This window comes from Photobacterium aphoticum, assembly GCF_001029435.1.
In the GTDB taxonomy this organism is placed as follows: domain Bacteria; phylum Pseudomonadota; class Gammaproteobacteria; order Enterobacterales; family Vibrionaceae; genus Photobacterium; species Photobacterium aphoticum.
In genome coordinates, this window is sequence record NZ_LDOV01000037.1 from 130,804 (window position 1) to 153,936 (window position 23,133).

The 23,133-nt window shown below is 50.0% G+C and carries 21 protein-coding genes; 8 read left to right on the forward strand and 13 right to left on the reverse strand.

Annotation, left to right across the window (positions count from 1 at the left end; genetic code table 11):
* Positions 1–10: 10 nt before the first annotated feature.
* Positions 11–1,432 carry a lytic polysaccharide monooxygenase gene (locus tag ABT58_RS23545; protein ID WP_053063140.1) on the forward strand — a complete coding sequence of 474 codons (1,422 nt, stop codon included), beginning with the start codon at positions 11–13 and terminating at the stop codon, positions 1,430–1,432.
* Positions 1,433–1,684: 252 nt separating this feature from the next.
* Here the strand turns inward: ABT58_RS23545 and ABT58_RS19125 are convergent, their stop codons facing one another.
* From ABT58_RS19125 to ABT58_RS19140, 4 genes are all read right to left on the reverse strand, one after another.
* Positions 1,685–2,836, reverse strand: coding sequence for a M20 aminoacylase family protein (locus ABT58_RS19125; RefSeq protein WP_047876044.1), 1,152 nt, complete (start codon positions 2,834–2,836; stop codon positions 1,685–1,687).
* Between the two features lie 115 nt (positions 2,837–2,951).
* A complete protein-coding gene (locus ABT58_RS19130) occupies positions 2,952–3,914 on the reverse strand; it encodes a DMT family transporter (RefSeq protein ID WP_047876045.1) in 963 nt (320 codons plus the stop codon).
* Between the two features lie 188 nt (positions 3,915–4,102).
* Positions 4,103–4,933 carry a maleate cis-trans isomerase family protein gene (locus tag ABT58_RS19135; protein WP_047876046.1) on the reverse strand — a complete coding sequence of 277 codons (831 nt, stop codon included), beginning with the start codon at positions 4,931–4,933 and terminating at the stop codon, positions 4,103–4,105.
* A gap of 85 nt (positions 4,934–5,018) precedes the next feature.
* Positions 5,019–6,185 (reverse strand): M24 family metallopeptidase, encoded by a 1,167-nt coding sequence (locus tag ABT58_RS19140; protein WP_047876047.1) that lies wholly within the window; start codon positions 6,183–6,185, stop codon positions 5,019–5,021.
* 335 nt (positions 6,186–6,520) lie between these two features.
* Between ABT58_RS19140 and ABT58_RS19145 the strand changes: the two genes are divergently transcribed.
* From ABT58_RS19145 to ABT58_RS19155, 3 genes are all read left to right on the forward strand, one after another.
* The gene (locus tag ABT58_RS19145) at positions 6,521–7,198 is read left to right on the forward strand and encodes a helix-turn-helix transcriptional regulator (RefSeq protein ID WP_047876048.1); all 678 of its coding nucleotides are present in this window, start codon (positions 6,521–6,523) and stop codon (positions 7,196–7,198) included.
* 23 nt (positions 7,199–7,221) lie between these two features.
* Entirely contained in the window at positions 7,222–7,608 is a 387-nt protein-coding gene (locus tag ABT58_RS19150) for a RidA family protein (protein ID WP_047876049.1), read from the forward strand.
* Positions 7,609–7,691: 83 nt separating this feature from the next.
* Positions 7,692–8,867, forward strand: a complete 1,176-nt coding sequence (locus tag ABT58_RS19155; protein WP_047876050.1) for a diaminopropionate ammonia-lyase — start codon at positions 7,692–7,694, stop codon at positions 8,865–8,867.
* 779 nt (positions 8,868–9,646) lie between these two features.
* Here the strand turns inward: ABT58_RS19155 and ABT58_RS19165 are convergent.
* Entirely contained in the window at positions 9,647–10,627 is a 981-nt protein-coding gene (locus ABT58_RS19165) for a DMT family transporter (protein WP_047876052.1), read from the reverse strand.
* Positions 10,628–11,554: 927 nt separating this feature from the next.
* Between ABT58_RS19165 and proV the strand changes: the two genes are divergently transcribed.
* From proV to proX, 3 genes are read left to right on the forward strand one after another with little or no spacing between them, the layout of a single operon-like run.
* Complete coding sequence (gene proV / locus ABT58_RS19170; RefSeq protein WP_047876053.1) at positions 11,555–12,742, forward strand: glycine betaine/L-proline ABC transporter ATP-binding protein ProV; 1,188 nt, start codon at positions 11,555–11,557, stop codon at positions 12,740–12,742.
* Between the two features lie 4 nt (positions 12,743–12,746).
* A complete protein-coding gene (gene proW, locus ABT58_RS19175) occupies positions 12,747–13,826 on the forward strand; it encodes a glycine betaine/L-proline ABC transporter permease ProW (RefSeq protein WP_047876054.1) in 1,080 nt (359 codons plus the stop codon).
* On the forward strand, positions 13,823–14,833 hold the full coding sequence (gene proX / locus ABT58_RS19180) for a glycine betaine/L-proline ABC transporter substrate-binding protein ProX (RefSeq protein WP_047876055.1): 1,011 nt from the start codon (positions 13,823–13,825) through the stop codon (positions 14,831–14,833). The genes proW and proX overlap by 4 nt, the downstream gene beginning before the upstream one ends.
* A gap of 86 nt (positions 14,834–14,919) precedes the next feature.
* Here proX and rimK read toward each other — a convergent pair whose 3' ends face one another.
* Positions 14,920–15,825 carry a 30S ribosomal protein S6--L-glutamate ligase gene (gene rimK / locus ABT58_RS19185; RefSeq protein WP_047876056.1) on the reverse strand — a complete coding sequence of 302 codons (906 nt, stop codon included), beginning with the start codon at positions 15,823–15,825 and terminating at the stop codon, positions 14,920–14,922.
* The gene (locus ABT58_RS19190) at positions 15,822–16,265 is read right to left on the reverse strand and encodes an ATP-dependent zinc protease family protein (protein ID WP_047876057.1); all 444 of its coding nucleotides are present in this window, start codon (positions 16,263–16,265) and stop codon (positions 15,822–15,824) included. Before ABT58_RS19190 ends, rimK begins: the two co-directional genes overlap by 4 nt.
* Before the next feature lie 545 nt (positions 16,266–16,810).
* Here ABT58_RS19190 and ABT58_RS19195 point away from each other — a divergent pair.
* Positions 16,811–18,151 (forward strand): cytochrome-c peroxidase, encoded by a 1,341-nt coding sequence (locus ABT58_RS19195; RefSeq protein ID WP_169749971.1) that lies wholly within the window; start codon positions 16,811–16,813, stop codon positions 18,149–18,151.
* A gap of 269 nt (positions 18,152–18,420) precedes the next feature.
* Here ABT58_RS19195 and ABT58_RS19200 read toward each other — a convergent pair whose 3' ends face one another.
* From ABT58_RS19200 to ABT58_RS19225, 6 genes are read right to left on the reverse strand one after another with little or no spacing between them, the layout of a single operon-like run.
* The gene (locus ABT58_RS19200; protein WP_047876058.1) at positions 18,421–19,056 is read right to left on the reverse strand and encodes a DUF1190 family protein; all 636 of its coding nucleotides are present in this window, start codon (positions 19,054–19,056) and stop codon (positions 18,421–18,423) included.
* An 11-nt stretch (positions 19,057–19,067) separates the two neighbouring features.
* Positions 19,068–19,484 carry a DUF350 domain-containing protein gene (locus ABT58_RS19205; protein ID WP_047876059.1) on the reverse strand — a complete coding sequence of 139 codons (417 nt, stop codon included), beginning with the start codon at positions 19,482–19,484 and terminating at the stop codon, positions 19,068–19,070.
* Positions 19,485–19,529: 45 nt separating this feature from the next.
* Positions 19,530–20,165: a YjfK family protein gene (locus ABT58_RS19210; protein WP_047876060.1), complete on the reverse strand. Its 636-nt coding sequence runs from the start codon at positions 20,163–20,165 to the stop codon at positions 19,530–19,532.
* 25 nt (positions 20,166–20,190) lie between these two features.
* On the reverse strand, positions 20,191–21,228 hold the full coding sequence (locus tag ABT58_RS19215; RefSeq protein ID WP_047876061.1) for a potassium channel family protein: 1,038 nt from the start codon (positions 21,226–21,228) through the stop codon (positions 20,191–20,193).
* A gap of 49 nt (positions 21,229–21,277) precedes the next feature.
* Positions 21,278–21,964 carry a PspA/IM30 family protein gene (locus ABT58_RS19220; RefSeq protein ID WP_047876062.1) on the reverse strand — a complete coding sequence of 229 codons (687 nt, stop codon included), beginning with the start codon at positions 21,962–21,964 and terminating at the stop codon, positions 21,278–21,280.
* Positions 21,964–22,362 carry a DUF2170 family protein gene (locus ABT58_RS19225; RefSeq protein WP_047876063.1) on the reverse strand — a complete coding sequence of 133 codons (399 nt, stop codon included), beginning with the start codon at positions 22,360–22,362 and terminating at the stop codon, positions 21,964–21,966. Before ABT58_RS19225 ends, ABT58_RS19220 begins: the two co-directional genes overlap by 1 nt.
* Positions 22,363–23,133: the final 771 nt, after the last annotated feature.

The following is a 23,133-nucleotide window of genomic DNA, read 5'->3' on the forward strand; positions in this document are numbered from 1 at the left end:
ATCTCACAACATGCAGCAACACATCATTGAGCGACACGCGGTTAAGCGATACAGCAAGCCGCATTACATCCTTTTTTCTCTGTTGGCTTGTTCGGCTACGGCGTTACCGCTTAGCAGCGCCGTGGCACACGGGTGGGCGGACTACCCCAAAGCACGTCAGGTGTTTTGTGAAGAAGCCGGTGGCTACTGGAGTGCGGCTGACGGCTCCGGTATTAAAAACCGCGCGTGCCGTGCTGCGTTTAAAGCGTCGGGCACCTATCAGTTTGTGCAGAAAAATGAATTTGCCGCCATGGTGCCGGATTATAACAACATGGCCGCCGTGAAACGCGCCGTGCCAAACGGATTGATCTGCTCCGGGGGAGATAACGGCAAGCGGGGTATGAGCTTACCGTCTGCTCATTGGCAGCGTACGAAAATGCGCGCGGGGGAAACCTTCACATTGCGTTATCGGGGTACCGCCCCTCACACGCCGAGTTTTTGGCAGGTGTATATCACTAAGCCGGGCTTTAATGCCGCCACCTCAACGATCCGCTGGCAAGATCTGGAATTGATCGCCTCGCACGGCAATATCCAACCTCGTCAGGAGGGCAATGGTCAGTATTTTTTCTTTGATGTCACGCTGCCGAAAGGGCGAAAAGGCAATGCGACTCTGGTAACGCGCTGGCAGCGTAACGATCCGGCCGGGGAAGGCTTTTATAACTGCAGTGACATCCGCTTTAGTGGCTCAGCCGGTGCGGGTGGCGGCGGAACAGGTGGCGTGGTTGCACCGACACCATTGCCTACGCCGGTTCCAGTGCCTAAGCCAGTACCGTTGCCGTCTTACCCGGATGGAGAACAGAATGGCAATCATGGCAATGCTGCCACGTTGTCGATATTCGGGTTACAGGATGAATACCGCTTGAATCGAGATGGCCACGTTACTATTGCAACGACGGTCAAAACGCGACGGGACTATAAAGTGGAAATGGTCTTGAAAGATCGTCAGCAGCGTGTGATGGATCGTGATAGCGATAAGGTCAAGAAAGGCCGAACAGCCCTGGCAGTATTGGCCTCCAAACCCGGGCAGTACACCCTGACGTTCACCGCAACGCCGTTAAAAACCAAAGAAGCGCCTGCGGTACAAACGCGCACGGTGTGGGTACGCGGGACATCGGGACAAAAACCGACGCTGCCGGTGGTGAAGCCAACGCCACTGCCTACACCATTGCCGACCCCGTTACCGTCATACCCCTCTCATGATGGAGGTTATGACTATGTGTATCCGACCGGTATCGGCAACTATGTGGCCGGCGAAACGGTCGTGCTTGGGCGAGATGGACAGACCTATCAATGCCGTCCGTTCCCGGAAGGCGGATGGTGTAACATTAACTCGGCCACACATTATGAGCCGGGATACGGATCGTCGTGGCAGGATGCGTGGATTAAGTTATAAACTGATGACGCACGGGTATAAGCCTGTTGGCTGGAGGAAAAGATGGATCACACCGATCAGGTGTTTTGGATATTGGTTGGCGTTTGCGTGATTCTTTTGGTTGCGTTCAAGCTGATTGATAAATGGAAAGCCAAGTCGCAAGCAAAGCGTCAATAAAAACGACGGGATACAGACACAAAAAAAGCCTAACCACGTGCCCTAGAGAGAGGGAAGAAACACGGGTTAGGCTTTCTGGCAAGAGGAGGTAAGAAATTACTTGTTCAGTTGCTGCTCAACCAATGTCTGCCAGAAGTTCACGCCAGACATCAGGATCTCATCATTGAAATCGTACAGTGGGTTGTGCAGTGCGGTACCGCCGCATTCGCCCACGCCGTTACCGACCAGAATGTAACAGCCGTTCGCTTCACGCAGCATGAAAGAGAAATCTTCACTGATGGTGAAAGGCTGGCAGCTGCCGTTGACTTTGTCTTCGCCGGCTACTGCAATCGCTGCACGTACTGCGTGCTCGGTTTCTTTTGGTGTGTTGATGGTCGACAAGAAGCTGTTGTTGAAGCTGAACTTGTAATCAACGCCCGCCGCCATACAGGTGCCTGCTGCAACGCGCTCCAGCGCTTTTTCAATTTTGTGCAGGGCTTGGTCTGTGAAGCTGCGTGTGTCACCTTTGATGGTCACGCGAGATGGGATCACGTTCACCGTACCGTTGGTGGCAAACTCCGTCACAGAAATCACAGCGGTTTCATCAATCGCGCTCAGGTGACGAGAAACAATAGTCTGAATACCCATTACGATTTGTGCACCAACCACGATAGGATCTGTACCCATGTGTGGCATCGCCGCGTGGCCGCCTGTGGCGATCACTTCAATTTCAAAGCTGCTTTCGCTGGCCATCAATGAATGAGGGCGTGTAACAAAGTGGCCCGCTTCAATGCCAGGCAGGTTGTGCATCGCGTAGACTGCATCAATTTTCCAGCGTGTGAACAGGCCATCTGCGATCATCGCTTTGGCACCCACACCGTGCTCTTCGCCTGGTTGGAAAATAAAGTACACAGTACCGTCGAAGTTACGGGTACGCGCCAGTTCGTGTGCCGCGCCCAGTAGCATAGCAGTGTGACCGTCGTGGCCACATGCGTGCATCACGCCTTCATGAACAGAGGCATGACAGAATGTATTCTTTTCGTGGATGTGTAGCGCATCCATATCGGCACGCAGGCCAATAGAGCGGTCGCTGTCACCACATTTCAGGATACCCACCACGCCGGTTTGGCCGATGTTGCGGTGGACTTCAATCCCGAATTCTTCCAGTTTGGTCGCGACCATCTCAGCGGTCATCACCTCTTCAAAACCGAATTCTGGGTGCTTGTGGATATGACGGCGCCATTCAGTAACTTGCTGTTTAATGGTCATGATAACTTTACCTCTGTTGTGCAAATGGCGCAGCAGGAGGGCCTGCTGCGCGAAGTCGTATTTTTGTGTTATAGCTTTTACGAAGTGTTGCTAGTTGTGGCTATCAGCAGCGGGATTACGCTTTTTGTGCTTCAAGCTCAGTCGTCTCTTCTTTCGCTTTGTCGTTACCGAACTTCATGAACATCATCATAGAAACGATAACCACAGCGATAGCCAGAAGACGCATTGGAGTCACTGATTCGCCTAGGGCAAATACTGCCAGTACGAAAGAAGACAGTGGCATTAGGTTCAGTGCCATACCTGTACCGTCAACGCCTACACGCTCCATAGCGTAGATGTAGATGATGTAACTTACGCCAGAGATACCCACACCCAGAATGGTGATACATAGGATACGCAGTGGTGAGCTGAAGATGCCCAGTGCAGAGCTTAGGTCAGCGCCGGTAAATACAAGGTACATACCGAAACCGATTGAAGCGAATACGAACTGGTGGAACATGGTTGCCACAGAGCCGTATTTCTCAGCCAGTTCAGCACGAGCGTAAGCCATGGTGGCGAAACTTGCCGCACTACCGAAGCAGATCAGGTGACCGATGTTGAAGCCGTTGGTTTCAGAGTTTGGATCCATTACCAGAATCGCTACACCCACGAACGCACCCAGTGCGGCTACCATCTGCATAGTAGAGAAGCGAGCATTGTGACGGAAGAAGCCGACAGTCAGGATCAAGATTGGGATCAGGCCCTGAATAACGCCGTTTTCAGACGCAGTAATGTAGTCAAGCGATAGGAATGATAGGAAACTGAAAGCACCTTGACCGATGATGCCACACGCGGCAGACCATACGATGTCATGACGGTTTTCCCAGTTCAGTTTAAAATCACGTTTCTTTTCAATTTTACCTGACGCAATACCCACGTTAAGGATAATCGCCAGCGTAATGAATGCCACAGTATAACGTGCCCAAACCAGCACCTGCGCGTCCATCACTTCCAAAATTGGTGTACCTACGATCCATGGAATACCCCATAGAAGGCCGATAAAAATTGCAGCTATCCAACCCATAGTTGTACGGTTCATCATTTAAATCCTTTATTGTCCATTAAATTGAGACGACCTTCCCCGTAAGCCCTCATGCATGGGCTTATATCAGTACCTGTTCCGTAACTGTTCCGTCTTGCTAAATGGGGTCGGTCGTTGACCGGTAACGCTAAATTTTGAATCAGTCTCGGGGCGAACCCCGTCTATCGCTTGCCGCGTCGGGCTACTTATGCCGTTGCTTCTGCGTCGGTATTCATGATGCGGTCTAGATCAACCGGCGTCGTGGTACCCAGGTTTAACAGGTGGCCGTAGCCAGGGCAGGATGCTGCTTTACCTGTCAGGTGCATTGCATGCCAGAACATGGCCGAGTTGCTGCACACCACTGGGATGTTAAAGCGGTCTTCAATTTCTTGGATGTGGTCAAGTACACGTAGGTTGGTACAAGACATGAACACGAGATCCGCACCAGAGTTTGGTAGGATTTTTTCCAGTGCGTCTAGCATGGATTGTTTAGAAACGGTTGTGATGTCGGTGTCACGTTCGATACCCAGCGAGCCCAGTACAACCACTTCAAAGCCTGCATTCGTTAGCTGCTGGTACAGTGGGAAGTTCACGTCAGTTGGGTACGGCGAGAATACCGCGATTTTTTTAGCGCCTAAGTGCTTGAATGCCGCTTGTGCTGCTGTCCAAGGGTTAGTCGCAGGAATGTCGCCACGGTTTTGCGTCAGTAGACCCGCTACGCGCTCTTCACCGATGATGATAGAGGCAGAGGTACAACCAAATGCCATTACATCCATTGGTAGGCCGTAAGCGATCAGATCAGACGCTTCGCTGATACCGTTCGCAATGCGATCTAGGGCTTCTGGGGTCATTTCGCTGCTGTAGAACACGCGAGAGCTGAACACGGCCGCTTGTGTGCCAAGCAGTTTTGCCCAGTCCATTTCCAGAGAGTGGTCAGTGCTTAGCTGAACCAGACCGATGTGGGTACGGTTAATACGCGGTGCGGCTTCGTAGGTTAGCGGCACTTCAAATTGCTTGAAATCTTCGATGGAATTCATACGGTACTCGATGTTTTTCTTTTATTTTTTTGAAAGGGCGGGTGGAACGCCGCCCTTTGTTGTGTCGTCGTCAGGATGTCAGGGATTACTGGATGATGATCAGTTCAGGTTCTGCGCGCTCGCTCAGCCACTCTGCACCGTCTTCCGTGATCACGATGTTTTCTTCGTGAACCATTGACTTGCCAGGTGCGTAAACCATGCCTGGTTCTAGTGTCATCACCATGCCTGGCTTCAGTACGGTGTTGTCTGTTGCGGTGTTAGATGGACGCTCAGTCAGTTCCATACCCAGACCGTGACCCAAACGACCCACGTCGTTACCCAATGCGCCGTTTGCTTCTAGCACTTTCCACATTGCGTTGTAGATGTCAGTGGTCGTTGCGCCTGGTTTCGCCGCTTCAAAGCCTGCTGTTGTTGCATCGTAAGTTGCACGGTATGCCGCTTTGGTTTGCTCGCTCGCAGAACCAAATGCCCAGTTACGGTCGAAGTCAGAGAAGTAACCGTCGCGAACCGCACCGGTATCGATGATCAGTACGTCGCCGTCTTCGATAACGCGGTCAGTTGGACCCATGATGATGGAGTCGTAACCGTCTGGGCCAGAACCTGCGATGATGTACGGACATTCATCTGCGCCTTCCATTAGCATGTCGATGCGGAAACGCTTACAGATTTCGCGCTCAGTCATGCCTGCTTTTGCGTATTCAGGGATCTTAGAGAAGCCCACGTTAGTGATGCGGCAGATTTCTTTGACTTTCGCGATTTCAGCGGCTGATTTCACCTGGCGAAGACCATGCATTTCAAGAGAAACGTCAACGAACTCTTTCTTCACAAGTGAAGTCAGTTGTAGGTAGTTGTTCACTGGCATACGCAGGTGAGATTCAATACCCAGCGTTGCACCTACACGGCCGAAGCGGCAAGGTAGTGAGTTCAGGAAGCTAGCCACTAGGCTGATACCGTCGTCTTCTGGACGTGGTGAAGGCCAAGTAATGATGTTGTCGATCCACGTGCCCGCCATGCCGCTTGCACCGATCTCAGGGATAATCGCGGTTGGTTTACCTTCTGCAGGGATAACCAAGAACCAAGGACGTGTTGGGCTGTGCCAGAACTGCGTGTGGAAACCTGTGAAGTAACGTACGTTTGGTTCTGTTGTGAAAAGCATCGCATCAAGCTTTTGCTCATGCATGATTTTCTGCGCACGAGCTGTACGCTCTTCAAATTCCGCCAGTTCAAAACCACGCGCTAGGTAATTCATCATGTGTTATCCCTCATTACTTATTATTTATTTCGGTTACATCCAGTGAACCTAAACTCGATAAAGTTCACTATTGTTGACGTTATGGCGGCCAGTTTACTGATAATTCAGTTAAATAATGTGACCTGATTCTCAGAGTTAACTTATGTGAACTGTTCTGGGCAGGTTTGGGGAGAAATTAGTGAGCAAGGTCAACTTTTTTGAACTTTGGTGTCTTTTTTAGTTGCTAAGAAAGCATTTATAGCGTTCCATAGTTAACGAAAATTGATTTTGCAGTTGAAAGGCAACCGCCTTTGCATCACAATGTCGTCAATATTAGTTAACAAAAGTGACCCAAGATGAGCGAGAAGACCTTTGAATCACAGTCAACAAAGTTTACTGAAAAGGATAAAGAGTTCCTCACGTCGTACTTTCGGTTAGCAGAGACCATTGCCGATTTTATTGGCCCTCATAGTGAAGTGGTTATCCACTCCTTTGAAAACTATGAGAAATCCGTTGTAAAGATCGTGAATGGACATCACACCGGCAGGACGATTGGATCCCCAATCACCGATTTGGGACTTCGTATGCTTAGCGCGTTTGAAAAAACGGGCGAGGTCACGCCGAAAAGCTACTTTACCCAAGGTAAAGACGGTGCATTGCTAAAGTCGACGACATGTATTCTTGCCGGTGAAGGCGGAAAACCGATTGGCATGTTCTGTATTAACATGAACCTGTCCTTTCCGTTTCCTGAAATCATCAAAACACTGATGCCTGAAATGGGCCATTCCAATATTGGTGTGAGTGAAAACTTCCATGCCAGTGCGAATGATGTGATTGAGCAGGCGTTAAATCACGCCATCACGGATATCGAGAATGATGCCTCTATCAATTTGAAAGGTAAAAACAAAGCCATTACGAAGCAGCTGTTTGAAAACGGCATCTTTGAACTCAAAGAGGCCACAGCCATGGTTTCGGAGCGGTTGGGTATCACTCGCCATGCCATTTATAAGTATTTGCGCGAGTTCAAGTCATAGTTACGGATAGCAAGAGACACACAATGAAAACACAAATCCACACAGATTCAGCACCAGCAGCGATCGGTCCTTACTCACAAGCTCTGGGTTTTGGTGACATGGTATTCACCTCTGGTCAGCTTCCTCTTGATCCTGCAACCATGGCTTTTGCAGAAGGTGGGATTAAAGAGCAGGCGCGTCAGTCTCTGATGAACCTGAAAGCGATTTTGGAAGAAGCGGGCGCGTCAATGGACACAGTGCTAAAAACGACCTGTTTCCTGTCTGACATGGAAAACTTCGCTGCATTTAACGAAGTGTACACAGAGTTCTTCGGCACAGACGTTGCACCAGCACGTTCATGTGTACAAGCAGCGCGTCTTCCAAAAGATGCACTGGTTGAAGTAGAAGCGATTGCTTACATCATTAAGTAATTCTCTGTTCCAAGGCTGGCAAACCGTTTCCCCTGTTTTAGGTTTGCCAGTTTTTTCTTCCCCCAAGCCCTGAAGTGACCGCGATGTTAAAAGTATCTAAAAACCCAAATTACACTGGCGAAGTGTGCGAACTGTTTTCTAAAGACGCAGCGCAAGCAACGCGTGCTTTCCACCAACAAATTGAAGGCTACACCCCAACACCATTGGTGTCTCTGCCAAACCTGGCAAAACAATTGGGCGTGAAAGCCATCCTTGTAAAAGACGAATCTAAGCGTTTTGGCCTGAATGCATTTAAAGTATTGGGTGGCTCTTACGCACTGGGTCGTGTACTGGCTGAACACTTGAACATGGATATCAGCGAGATCGACCTGAAAACCGTTGCTTCTAAGCTAGAAAAACCGTTGGTATTTACGACGGCAACAGCCGGTAACCACGGCACAGGTGTTGCGTGGGCAGCACGTGAAATGGCGCAGAAAGCGGTTGTATACATGCCAGCTGGCTCACCTCAGGCAAGCGTTGATCGTATCCGTGGCCTGGGTGCAGAGTGTATCGTGACTGACGTAAACTACGATGACACTGTACGTTTGGCGAACCAAACCGCTGAAGAAAACGGCTGGATGCTGGTTCAAGATACTGCATGGGAAGGTTACGAGCAGATCCCAACATGGATCTCTCAGGGTTACATGACCATGGCTGACGAAGCGGTTGAGCAAGCAGAAGCGATGGAAGAAGGCCTACCGACACACGTTTTGCTACAAGCAGGTGTGGGCGCAATGGCTGGTGGCGTATTAGGCTTCTTGGCTGACCGTCTGGGTGCAGATAACTTTAATGCGATCATTGGCGAACCAGCAGCGGCAGATTGTATCTACCGTTCAGGCCTGGCGGGCGAAATGGTTAACGTAACAGGTTCACTAAGCTCAATCATGGCAGGTCTTGCTTGTGGTGAGCCAAACCCAGTGACATGGCCAATCCTGCGTGACTGCAGCCACTCATTCATGTCTGTAGAAGACAAAGTGGCAGCAACCGGTATGCGTATTCTAGGTAACCCACTGAAAGGCGATGAAGCCGTGATCAGTGGCGAATCTGGCGCGATCACTATGGGTATGCTGTACCTGCTGATGACGACTGAAGAAGGCCGTGCACACGCAGAAATGATGGGTCTAGGTGAAGACTCTGTGGTTATGCTGTTTAGCACAGAAGGCGATACCAACCCAGCGCGCTACCGTCGTATCGTATGGGAAGGCGAACAAGCGCTATAAATCGCGATTGTTGTAGACAAGAAGAATGACATTGAAGAGGCCGAAAGGCCTCTTTTTTTATGTCTGAAACGGCATCATGAGTCAGTACCCGATTCGATGATCAATACCGATCTCTGTTGATCATTGGATGATTGGTCGGAAAGGGGAAAAGAGAGGAATTACTCTGTCTACTGATGCGATGATGTCGGTGCTTTGTATGACAGACAGAGAGAGTGTATTCATCGCAAGCACAATAAAGATGATGTGGCAGAGCATCAAGCTCATCCCTCGTCAAATCATTAACCTAACGAGTCATGTATCTCTCAACTTGGCAAGGTGACAAAGGGGGAGATAGCTATTTCCGCCTTGAGGAATGCGCCATTTCGCGGATATGAGCATCTTGCGACGATTTAGATATATAGCAGCCAATCCAATTCCCCTTCAGGACGATTTGACACAGAAGTGAAGGGGGGAGTTCATTCCCCGAAAGGCGAGTCGGTTTAGCCTCTGCATTGTCGATTGTTAACGTAGTGCGGCCTGCATTTCCTCGCTTGATCAGAGACCAAGGCAGACATGTTTAAATACCTATCTTGATGTCACTTGGGTACATTGATGATGCTATGGCTATGGCTATGGCTATGGCTATGGCTATGGCTATGGCTATGGCTATGGCTATGGCTATGGCTATGGCTATGGATGGCGACGCATGAAAAGGGCGCGGGTTAGCAAGCGTCGAAGTAGGGGAAATAAAAAAGCGCTGCAGGACTCTGCAGCGCTTATTGAGGATGGTGTCGCAGTGATTATGCTTTCTGTGGCGTCAGCGCCGCGTCTTTGCTGTTGTCTGTTTCTTTGGTTTCGTATTTCGTGAAGATGTACAGTGCGACCACAATCAGAGAAACGATGATGGTCTTGCTCAGTACCATTTCTTCGCCCAGCGTCATCACAGCGACCACGTAGCCCACAAGCGGCATCAGGTTCAGTGCCATGGTCGCTTTTTCAACACCGATTTGTTTGAAAGAGTACAGCTGGATCAGGTAGCTACCGCCAGAGATACCCGTGCCCAAGAAAACCAGCAGCGCAAGCAGCAGTGGGCTAGACAGAATGATGTTGATTTGAGACAGATCCAGATCCATCGCAAATACCACCACAATACCCAATACCGCGACTGAAATGTACTGGTAAAGCATAGAAACCACAGAGCCGTATTTCTCCGCCAGGCTGCCACGCAGGTGTGCGGTCCAAGCCAGCGACAACATAGAGGCCGTGACGTACGCATAACCGAGTAGTGAATTACCATTTTCAATGATTGTTGTTGGGCCAACACTCATGGCGTAGATACACAGAGCGGATGCAATAAAGGCAGCCCACTGAATTTTGTTCATTTTAAAGTTCATGAACATCATGCCAAAAAAGACTGTGGCAAAAGGCTGCATGCCCTGGATGACGCCATTTTCTGTTGCGCCAATGTGTGATAGCGATAAGAAGTTAAACAGTGAAAATGCCCCCTGACCGATGATGCCGCACAGCGCAATTTTCAGCATATCTTTCTTTTCAATCTTCAGGCTGCCGCCTAAGTCTTTACTGAGTGATGCACTTTTTGACGTGAAAAAGTAAATCACAGACAGGCCAATGACGGCAGTGACATAACGGAAAAAAACCAAAGTCATTGGATCAACCGCCATCGACAAGGGCTTGGAAACGACCCCCGTCACCCCCCATATGACCGCGACGGAGATGGCCGCAACCCAACCTAGAAATACGTTGCTATTTTTCATGTCCATGTGTGCCTTCCTGATAGATGTAGGGCGAAAAGAAAAACGGAACCGATATGGCCTACGTGCTGTAGCGTCACTTACCCAAGGATGGCTTCAGAATGTAGAGAGGGTAAAAGCACGTAATTGACCGCTTTAGTCAACTAAAGTTAACCTTTAGTCGGTTTTTATTAACTTCTTAGTCAGTATGGTGATGAGTATATCGCCACCATGGTTAAATAATGTGACCAGTATCGACTCGTTTACTATGACGAACGTTTTGCGGTTTTTTTGTTCTTAAAAGGTGATTTAGTTCAAGTTTTAGGTTTTTAATGCGATTTTTATCAGATATAACGAATGTACGGGCTGAGTTGGGGCTGGAATTCATCTGTTCACTTGCATTTTTTCCATGATGGGTAGCTGAAAGCAAGGGATTAATAGTTAACAAAAGTGATCTTTATTGAGTGGCTGTGTGGGGGGGGCATTAAGTCAACAAAACTGACCCATTTTATGCGGAATGTTAGGCCGCAGAATACGATAGGTCATGACAGGGGCGCGTGATGGATACGTGCATTGTCAGAGAATAGAGGGTGACTATTTTGAGTCGTCTTTTACCCATAACGCTTTTCATAATCATCACGCTACGAAAGGTTATTGATGCGTGTGAATCATCCTTCTTGAGTAGATTGAAAATAGTTAGAGTTCGAATCATTTTTGCGGTTTGTTCACGTTTTGTGCTAGTTTTTGATACTAAAACAGTAGTCGCACAATAATTTCACATGATTAGTAGGCGAACTATCTCATTGGAAAGTAGGGCCTATAAACACACTGGTAGATAAGTGTTGAACGAAATGTCGCCAAGGGCGCGACATTGATCTCACTGTCATATTTGTTTAGTGTTCGATGCGTTGTTTTGTGATTGAATTGTTAACGGTTCATGGTCAAGGATGAGTTTGAATGACAACCTTATTAGAAGTACAGAACCTGTATAAGGTGTTTGGCAATAAGCCAGATGCTGCGTTTCCGTTAATCGAGAAGGGACTCGATAAGGATACGATTTTCGCCCAGACCGGGCTCACCGTTGGGGTGCATGATGTGTCCCTACAGATCAATGAAGGGGAGATTTTCGTCATCATGGGGCTTTCCGGGTCGGGTAAATCGACCTTGGTGCGTTTACTCAATCGTTTGATTGAGCCTACGCGTGGGAAAGTATTGCTGCGGGATCGCGATATTGCCCATATCTCCGAGGAGGAGTTACGGCAGGTGCGGCGCAATAACATCTCCATGGTGTTTCAAAATTTCGCGTTAATGCCGCATATGACGGTGATTGAAAACACCGCCTTTGGGCTGGAGTTGGCCGGTGTCAGTGTGGAAAGCCGTCAACAAAGTGCCAAGGCGGCACTCGCGCGAGTCGGGCTGGCAAACCACTGTGAATCTTATCCGGATGAATTGTCTGGCGGCATGAAACAGCGGGTAGGACTCGCTCGTGCGCTGGCTTGTGATCCGGATATCTTGTTGATGGATGAAGCCTTTTCTGCGTTGGATCCGCTGATCCGTACTGAGATGCAAGACGAGTTGATCCGCCTGCAAAACGATGACAAGCGCACCATTGTGTTTATCTCACACGATTTGGATGAAGCCATGCGTATCGGCGATCGGATCGCCATCATGCAAGATGGGGTGGTTGTTCAAGTCGGCACGCCGGATGAAATTCTCCACCAACCTGCCAATGATTATGTGCGCTCCTTCTTCCGTGGGGTGAATGTCGCCACGGTGTTTACCGCCAAAGATATCGCCCGTAAAAAGCCGGCTGCAGTGGTGAAAAAGTCCGAAGTGGATGGCCCGTCGGCGGTGCTGCAATTGTTGCTCGAGCACGACAGGGAATACGGCATTGTGGTGGATAAAGCCAATAAGTTTACCGGCATTGTCTCGGTGGATTCTCTCACCCGCGCCCACAATGAAGACCGTTCACTGAGCAGCGCAGAATTACCCAATCCTCTCTCCTTATCACCCGATACACCGATTAACCAGGTCTTGGGGCCAGTGGCCAGCGTGCCGTATGCGGTCCCCGTGGTGGATGAGGCACACGCCTATTATGGCGTGATCACCAAAGCGCGATTACTTCAGACATTAGACAGGGAATAAACACATGGCCAAGGAAGAAAGTACGCCATCTAGCGATCCGTGGAGCCAAACACAACAACAGGCCGATCCATGGGGCAGTGCTGCTGCCGAGAATACCGATCAGGCCTGGTTAACGGATACCGAAGTGACCCAAGCTGCCTTTGACTGGCAGCAGCCGTTTACGGAAGCCTTGATCCCGTTCGACCAATGGGTGGAAAACAGCCTCGGCTGGATGGTAGAGCATGGTCGCCCGGTGTTTCAGGCCATTCGTGTACCGATTGATTTCATTCTCACCACCTTTGAATCCGCGCTCGTGTCTACACCCGCACCGTTTATGTTGGTGCTGCTGTTCTTGTTAGCCTGGCAGTTTGCGGGCTTGAAATTGGGCTTGTCGACATTGGCCTCCTTGTTGGTGATTGGCTTGATTGGTGCCTGGACGGAAGCCATGACGACCTTGTCACTGGTAATGACCTCGGTCTTTTTCTGTTTGTTGATTGGCTTGCCGCTCGGTATTTGGCTGGCACGCAGTGATACGGCTGCCAAAGTGGTGCGGCCGATATTGGATGCCATGCAAACCACCCCTGCCTTTGTTTATTTGGTACCGATTGTGATGCTGTTCGGGATCGGTAACGTACCGGGTGTGGTGGTGACCATTATCTTTGCACTGCCGCCGGTGGTCAGGCTGACCATTTTGGGGATCCAGCAGGTGCCGGAAGAGCTGATTGAAGCCGGTCACGCCTTTGGTGCCAGCCCGAAACAAATGCTGTATCGCATCCAGTTACCACTGGCGATGCCGACCATTATGGCCGGGGTAAACCAAACCCTGATGCTGTCTTTGTCGATGGTGGTGATTGCCTCCATGATTGCCGTGGGCGGTTTGGGGCAGATGGTACTGCGCGGTATTGGCCGTTTGGACATGGGACTGGCCGCTGTAGGTGGTCTGGGGATTGTGATCCTGGCGATTTTGCTCGACAGGATCACACAGGCAATTGGCGTGAACTCACGCAATGCAAAAAGTAAGTGGTACCACAAAGGGCCGGTTGGCCTGATGGTACGTCGACAATCATCATCTGTAAGCGTTAAAAAAATGGGAGAAAACGCATGATCACTTCATGGAAGAAGACACTGACAGCCAGTGTCTTGATCTCTGCGGCATGTACCGCAGGCAGTGTGTGGGCCGAATCATTACCGGGTAAAGGGGTAACGGTACAGCCGCTGCAATCGACCGTGGCGGAAGAAACCTTTCAAACGCTCATCGTAAACAAAGCCCTGCAAGCGCTGGGTTACACCGTTAAGCCAACCAAAGAAGTGGATTACAACGTTGGCTATACCTCGATTGCGGAAGGGGATGCGACGTACCTGACAGTGGGCTGGTTCCCGCTACACGCAGATAAGTACACCATGGCCGGCGGCGATGAGAAGTTCTATCGCAAAGGCCACTACATCACCGGTGCGGCACAGGGGTATTTGATCGATAAGAAAACCGCTGAAAAGCACGGTATTACCAATATTGGTCAGCTGACCGATCCGAAACTGGCCAAACTGTTTGATGCCGACGGAGATGGCAAAGCCGATCTGACCGGTTGTAACCCGGGTTGGGGCTGTGAATTGGTGATTGAAGAGCAACTGAGCGCGTTTAAGCTGCGTGATACGGTGGCGCACAATCAGGGTAATTATGCGGCCATCATCGCCGATACCATTTCTCGCTACAAGAAAGGCGATCCTATTTTGTACTACACATGGACGCCGTACTGGGTAAGTGGTGTATTGGTACCGGGTAAAGACGTGGTGTGGCTGGAGGTGCCGTTCTCGGCCTTGCCGGGCGAGCGTAAGGATGTCGACACGACCTTGCCGAACGGTAAGAACTACGGCTTTGAAATGAACTCGATGCGCATTATTGCCAACAAGCAGTTTGCCAAAGATAACCCAGCTGCCGCCAAGTTGTTTGAGATCATTAAGCTGAACATCAACGATGTGAGCGCGCAAAACATGCTGATGAGCAAAGGCAAGAACTCCTCAGCAGACATTGAAGCCCATGCGAACTCGTGGATCAAAGCGAACCAGACGCAGTTTGATGCCTGGTTGAATGAGGCGAAACAAGCCGCGCAGTAAGCTCTGTCATTTGGCTTAATAAAAAACAGGCGTTGGTGGTACGCCTGTTTTTTTATGCGTTGAAAGCAGGATATAGACGCGAGTATTTAGCCTTGGCCACGCGTGCGTGTGCGTTTGCTTGGCGCATTCTTCTCGATAAATTCGACAATCATGCCCGCCACATCTTTACCTGTGGAGGTTTCAATCCCTTCCAGACCCGGTGAGGAGTTCACTTCCATCACCAATGGCCCACGTTCTGAGCGCAGCAGATCGACCCCTGCTACGTTCAAGCCCATGATTTTCGCGGCAGCCACCGCAGTGCGGCGCTCTTGCGGGGTGATTTTGACCAGTGATGCAGAGCCGCCACGGTGCAGGTTGGATCGAAATTCCCCTTTGGCGCCTTGGCGTTTCATGGCGGCAATGACTTTTTCCCCAATCACGAAACAGCGAATGTCGGCCCCGCCCGCTTCTTTAATGAATTCTTGCACCATGATGTTGGCTTTCAGCCCCATAAAGGCTTCGACCACACTTTCGGCCGCTTTCTTGGTTTCTGCCAAGACCACGCCAATGCCTTGTGTGCCTTCCAGCAGTTTGATCACCACTGGCGCGCCGCCCACCATTTGCAACAGATCTTTAATGTCATCGGGTTTGCTGGCAAAGCCGGTGATCGGCATGCCAATCCCTTTACGGGAAAGCAGCTGCATGGAGCGTAATTTATCGCGCGAGCGGGTAATGGCCACTGACTCATTGACCGGGTAGACGCCCATCATTTCAAACTGTCGCAGAACTGCAGTGCCGTAGAAGGTGACTGAGGCACCAATACGCGGAATGATGGCATCAAAATCGGAGAGCTCTTCCCCTTTGAAGTGAATTTGGGGCTTTTCAGAGTTGATGTTCATGTAGCAGCGAAGGGCATCAATCACTTTGACTTCATGGCCGCGACTTTCACACGATTCAATCAGGCGGCGGGTGGAATAGAGGTTTGCGTTACGTGACAAAATGCCAATTTTCATTTCTTGCTCTCCTCGCAAGCGATTAAAAAGGATTGCTCAGGATCGACCATGATCCGGCCGTGCATTGCAGTACGGCCCAGCAACATGCGGTATGCCATGTTGTCACGATTGGCTAAGGTGATTTCTATTGGCCATGTCTGTCCTCCCAGAGTGAGGTCTGACTGGATGACATAGCGAGTGCGTTCCTGACCGCCGGAGTTTTTGACACCGCGTTGGTCGACCACCTTGGCTTCGCAGATCTGTTCAATATCCGTATTGTGTTGTTCCGGGTGTAACCAGAATCGTACCCACAGTGCGTTATCTTTCTGAAATTCTTCTATTTTGAAGGCATGAAGGGATGACGTTCTGGCTCCTGTATCTACTTTAGCATTTATTTTTGCTATGCCTAGGCTTGGTAGACTAAGTGTTTCTCGCCAGCCGACAATCATCATTTTTGTCATCGTAATAACCCTTATTGATTTTGTCCGGTGAAGTCGGGGTGTATGTACGCTGAGGCGCTTGAAAGGTTGTCAGTGGAAAATTATAGCTGAATCTCCTGAATTGCTACTGAAACACACGGGATAGGCAGCGTGTTAGGTTTTCTGTGGGTGAAATAACCATAAAAAATGCGAGGTTTTTAGTGTGCCAGTCAGCCGTCGCGAGTGGCGAAGGAAGGGGATAGGCGTATGCGCCCGTGTGAGAGCGCCTTGCTTTGCAGGGATGAGCCAAGTGTCAGAGACAGCGTGAGACGCTGAACGGGCAAGGGAAAAAGGGCTGAACTCAACGTGGGGTAATAGGTTGAAAGTTCGGCTAACTCACTGCCAATACAGGTTTTTATCTCACTTGTCAGAAACAAGAACCAGCGCTGTTGCTAGGGTGAATAGTGAGAAATAACAATACGCCGAAAAAATAAATACGGCGAATAAACAATAGGATTCGCACTGTACGGATCCCCACAAAATCACCCTCACAAGTAACCTAAGTTGGCTAGGTTTGGAGTGTTGACATGAATACCACTCGCTGTTTATTGGCGGTCGCGGTGCTGGCGACGGTCACCGCGTGCCGTGAAGATCCGTCTGATCCGCTTGAAACTGCCGTGGGTGCGTCCGGTGAATCGGAGCCGGTGATCATCGCACCGGTGGCTGAGGAAGACAATACGTCTGACGCTTCCCCTGCTCCCACGACACCTTCCCCCACTGTACCCACATCCCCGCCTCCGCCGCCTTTTGAACCGCAGCCGGTGATGGATATCGATGGCTTACCCCTGCCAGATTTGTCCGTGACTCATGACTATGAAGCGTATTTGGCTGCTCAGCCGCTGCACTATACCCGTACTACCTCTCCGATGGGCAATGTGCGCATTCAGGACAATACGCCGTTTGATAATCCGGTCACCAATGCCGGTGCGGCGTTAGGGCGGATCATCTTTTACGATGTTCGGCTATCGGCTAATAACACGGTATCGTGCGCATCCTGCCATGCGCAAGAGCATGGGTTTACCGATCCGAAAGCGTTCAGTGTGGGTTTTGAAGGCGGATTAACAGGGCGTCACTCGATGAGTTTGTCGAACGCCGCGTACTATCGGAACGGAAAGTTTTTCTGGGATGAGCGGGCCGGCTCACTGGAAGAGCAGGTGTTAATGCCGATTCAAGATGCGGTCGAGATGGGGATGAACCTGTTTGATCTGGAAGTCAAACTGGGACTGACGAGCTTTTATCCGTCGCTGTTTGATCAGGCATTTGGCGATGAGGCCATCACCAGCGATCGCATTTCCTTGGCGTTGGCGCAGTTTATTCGTTCTATGGTGAGCTATCAGTCTAAGTATGATCAGGCGATTGTGTCGGGCACGCTGAATGAACCGGCTTTTGCGTCCGTGTTTACAGAGCAAGAACAACTGGGGCATCGATTATTTTCTGGTTTTCCGGGAGGTGAGCGCAGTTCAGTGGGCTGTGTCGCCTGTCACCAAACCGCGTCGCATGCGATGGATCAGGCCCATGTGAATGGCATTGATGCCAACACGCAAGAGGCTGATCAAGGGGCGGGTGGCGGTTTCTTTAAATCGCCCTCACTGCGCAACATAGAGGTCGGTGCGCCGTATATGCACGATGGACGGTTTGCGACGCTGGAAGAGGTGGTGGAGTTCTATAACAGTGGCATTCAACGCCATCCAAACTTGAGCCCTGATTTGACCACATCCGGACGCGTTGGTGGCCGGCCAATACAGTTGGGGTTAAGTGAGGAAGAAAAAGCGGCGCTGGTGGCTTTTCTGAAGACACTGACCGATGATACCTTGCTGACTTCGCCCCTGTTTAGTGACCCTTATACCTTGATGACGACAGAGGAGTAATGTCTGGATGGATTGTTACATTATGGTTTAGCGAAAAAAAACCTGCGGCAAGGGAGTGCGCAGGTTGACGTTAAAGGAACAAATTTGACGAGATATGAACTTGTCATTGTTACTAACGTTTTCTGTGTCTAAATCGATCAGTCAGACGTGACCCCAATGTGTGTAAAGGCAGAAGTGATTGAGCGGGGGGAAAATGACACAAAAAAGCGAGCCTCAGGGGCTCGCTAAAGAGTATGGGGTGAGTCAGTACGTGCTGTGACGTTGGCGAATTAGCCGCCCCAGCCACCACGACTGCGGCTGCTTGTGCTGTACGAGCGGTTACTGCTCCAGCTGGATTTCGCTGACACGCTGGATCCAAATCCACCCCGTTTGATCGTACGATTGACCGCTGGTTTGGGCTTCATGTCATCGTATTTGATCTTCACTTTGGATTTCTTATAACTACTTTTACCGTAGTTGTAGCCATCTGACGTGACCCAATAGCCGTAATAGCGGCTGGTCGGGTAGGTCGAACGGAACATTGGCTGGGAGTAGTAACGGTTATCACTGTTGATCAAACGGGCAAACATAAAGCCTGCCATGGCTGGCATGAACCAATCATTGCTGGGGGCCTGCACACAGGCATTGATGCCAAATTCCAGCTCACAGTCTGCGCGAGAGGCATACTTGGGTGACGTACGTGCGGCTTCTTCCAAGGCAGATTGATAAGCGGCACGACACTCTTCGGCGTGATCCGGGTTATCGCCAATACAGTCATTGAGCCCTTGGTAGATAGAGGCGTCCTGAGACGGATCACTACAGCCCGACAGGGCAGCACCGGCCAAGATGGCAGTAAAAGGCGCCATCATGGTTGGGCGCCAATTTTTCCGCATACTGGCGAGAACAACGTGCTTACTGCGTTTCATGATGCGGCCTCCTAGTAAGTCATGCAGGCAGCATTAAGCAGGCCGACAGACACGGACACGGCTGCCATCAGGATACCGGCTGGGATCTCCCCCGCTTCAATGCGCTCAACAATTTTCGGCATGAAGCCAAAGCGCAAAATAGCAAAGGCGATCAGCTGCGCAATCAGTGCCACAATGCCCCATAGGGCAAAGTCGACCAGATTGACGGAGTTGCTGGCAGCGCCGGAAATCGCAATGGCATAACCCAGAATAGAGCCTGACAAACCAATCGCTGCCGCCACGTTTTTCTCTTCTTTCACCAATTTCCACTCATCATGTGGGGTAAAGCGGACGTAGACAAATTTAAACAGCAGCAGAAAGGCCAGCGAAAGCGAGAAGTACAGTAAAAAGGCACCAAGGCCAGCCAGAGATTCGGTTAAGACTTCCATGTGGGTTCCATCTTGTTATTGAGGTAAAAAATAGCGGTTAGCGCATTAGCCAATGAGTTTGAAATCGGTCGGTGATAGATCAAAACCGGTACTGAGCGCGAGACAGCGTTCGGCTTGGTTGTGATAAATTTTCTCTTCACCGGAGACCAGCAGGGATTCAAAGACCCCTTCGCCGCAATCACGATCGTAAATCATCACAAACTGATCGGTTTCTGAAATCGTGCCGTTTTCCAGCCAGGTTTTTTCCGTCATCGCGACAGGACGGCTGTTGTCCCAGACTTTATCAAAGGTTTGATCATCCAACTCCCATTGTGCCTGAACAATTTGGTTATCTAATAGCACCTGCCATTGCGCATCGGTATCAATGGGGCGAGATTCATAAAAATAGTACAGCTTTACTTCACTGATATCGGCTTCAGACGGGCCGTGGGTCAGGATCTGAATAAAGCCGTCATCATCGGTGTAATAGCGCAGAATACGGGTCTGTTCGTCTAGCTGGACTTCGCCGACGGCTTTGATCAGCTGGGTGCGAGAAGCCCCTTCAATGGTCAGTACCGGCTCAATGATTTTGAGTTTGAGATCGTCGAGCTCAAACGCGCCGCCCAAACGCAGTCCTAAACATTCAGGCCCTTTATCTACAGGAGGTGGGGGCGTAGTTTTCTTTTTAAACCAGTCAAACATAATGACTCCAACAGTCGCCGGCAGCTTAAAGTTGCTGCCAGTTGAAATTATTGACGCGCTCATCAGCAATATAGAAGAGTTTGCTGCCAGGCGATACCGTCCGATCTAAGCGAGGATTCAGTTCCACCCCTTCTCCCTCACCATTATCAATGGCGATCAGGATCGCTTCATATTGCTCTTTAAAGAGTAAAAACAGGTTGCCGACGGTGGTCGGTGCCGCATCTTGCGGGTAGTTCACCGCGTATTGGGTCATACCGTGATGGGTGCTGAGCAGTTCATGATGTAGCTCGCTTGAGCCGGGATCGACCGCTGCTTTGGCGAGCATTTCTACCGCGACGGACGGAATACATTCGGCATTGGGGCAGTGCGTTTTTAATAGCTGGCCCAGCTTTTCATCGCTGAAATAGGCCAGTACATGGGCTGTTTTATTGCGGCTGGCACAATAGAGTGCAGCCGTTAGGGTGATGTCGTCTTCCGGGTTATCGATCAAGATACAGCTGGCGTGCTCAATCCCCGCACGGCTCATGCCTTCCGCATCGGTAAAGCACGGGACGCGAACAAATTCAATTTCACCCGGTAGGGGGTTTTCTATTTCCTGACGGGCACAAAGTACAATCGGGCGACGGCCGCGCTCTTCATGCTGTAGCATTTTGATGAGGTGCAGGGTGCGTTGTGCGTTCCAGCCCAGCACTAAAATATGATTATTCACAATAAGGCTCCGTTTTCCTTGCAAGCCACGTTTCCAATAGGTGACCAGTATGCTGGCCATGCGGCCCACGGCAATGGCAAATAAGCCCAGTCCTCCGGGGATCACAAACAGCATGACGATCCATTTGCCCAGCGGGGTGGTGGGCGACATATCGCCATACCCGACGGTGGATGCTGTGACCACGAGGTAGTAGATGAAATCGGTGATGGAGTGAATAAGCGCATGCTCACCGGCGAGGGCAAGCAGGGCATAACTCAGTACGCTGTAACCGAGGATAATTAGCAGGAGGTTGCGGCCACTCAATGCATGGAATTGACATATCGCCCAACGACGAAACAAAAGCCAGATTGACATGGATGGCACCTCCTGTGCGGTTATAACGGCTGTCGTACTGGAAGTGGTATTACTGACCTAAGATACGCTTCAGCTCATCTTCGGCAGAGGCTGATTTGCCGGAGGTGATCCCCGCATCAGCCAGTTTCTTATCCAGCGCACTGCCAGATTGTTCTTCCGCCATTTCGGCGGCCGCTTCCAGTTGCGCGGCTTTCTCAGCTTGGCGCTGTTTGATGCGATCCAGCGATTCTACCGCCGTGTGCATTTTTGCATTGGCGCCGACGTTCGTTGCAGAAACCGCTGTTTGCGCTTTCTGCACGGCTTCATTAGCTTTCACCACATCGACTTGCTGCTCTAACTGGCGCAGTTTGTCTTTGGCTTGGCTGATGTTCGTGCGCATACGCTGCTCAGAAGCAATGAATTGCTCCAGGTAAGCTTGTTCTGCTTGTTGCTCGTTACGCAGGTTCGCCACTTTTTGTGCACACTCAAGCGCCAGGTCTTGCTGGCCTTTTTCCATGGCGTTACGGGCATGGCCTTCGTATTCGGTGATGCCGTTATTGAAGCCATCGACTTTTTGCTGAGACAGCTTACGCTTGGCTACAATACCCACTAATGCTTCATCAGAACGACGTAGCTCTTGCTTCGCTTCACGGATCTCTTGATCCAGAATACGCAGTGCTTGGCTATCGGCGACTGACTCTGCTGTTTCATTCACGCCACCTTTAATCGCGGTGAACAGTTTCTTCCATACGCTCATTATGCAACCTCCTTAAGATGCTCCTGATAAAGATCAATGAATGCTTCAACATTGCGGAACAGTGTTGCCACTTCGATCACAATGCTTTCCGCTTTCGACTGAGATGACAGCGAACCAAAGGCTACGTAGTAGCTGGCGCCATCAATTTCGTTGATCCCAATAGTGGAGAGTGGGAAAAGTTTATGGGTGCGGAGGATTTCGTTGTTTAGCGCATTCACGTCTTTGACGCTGTCTTGGGCAAAGAGTAGTACTTCCACCACAATTTGCTCACCGGCAACGGCCAAAAAAGCTTCGATGTTATCTTCGTTCTTAAGTACCAGCGTTTGATCGTTTACATCAACCTGCCAGCCATCGTGTTCACGTAGTAGTGGGATGAGTTCAGAAACTTGCCACGTCATAGTAACTACCTTATTGGTTAGATGTCGGTGGAATGAAATAAAAAACAGGGTGCTATTATTGAACGAAACGCTGCTGTTTTCATCGAAAGCGCGGCTTTTTGTCTGCTTTTGTGGCGATTTTGTGAGGTGTATATCGGCTTATGATGAAAAGCCATGTTGGACGGAGGGATGAAGATGTAGTTCTGCGACGACACTGACACAGAACGATGGACCCCTTTTAATCATGCAGTGATATATCAATTAACAATCACTTGATGTAGTACCATAGGCGTAATAACAAACCACCTAAAGTCATACCGAGTAATAGTGCCAACTCTAGGCTCACCCCAAGACTGTAGCAAGAAAATCCCAAAAGTAATCCCATTACGATATTACCCAATAAAGCCTCTCTGTGAGGGATTTTGCTTGTTGTGCTACAGTGTTCACATTTAAATTCATAACTGTAGCTCTTGTAAAAAGCAATAAACCCAATTGGTCGCCTACATTCATTACAAATCATATTCCCTCCTTGGTATGAGCTGTCATTTGATTTTTAGCTAGCTTATCTTGCTATGTATCTCTGGTAACAAATTATCCAAAAATAGACAACATAACGGTTTGGTAACTTCTTGTTGATATCAATTTAATCGTGACAGATCTCACTTGATCCACTTTGCATAATTGAAGTTCTTCATGCTGATGGGAAGGTTAAGAGGAATAGCGTGATAGATATTGTGTGGGGAAAGGGGTTACAGACCGCTAATAACAACAAAGCCTGACTTTACGTCAGGC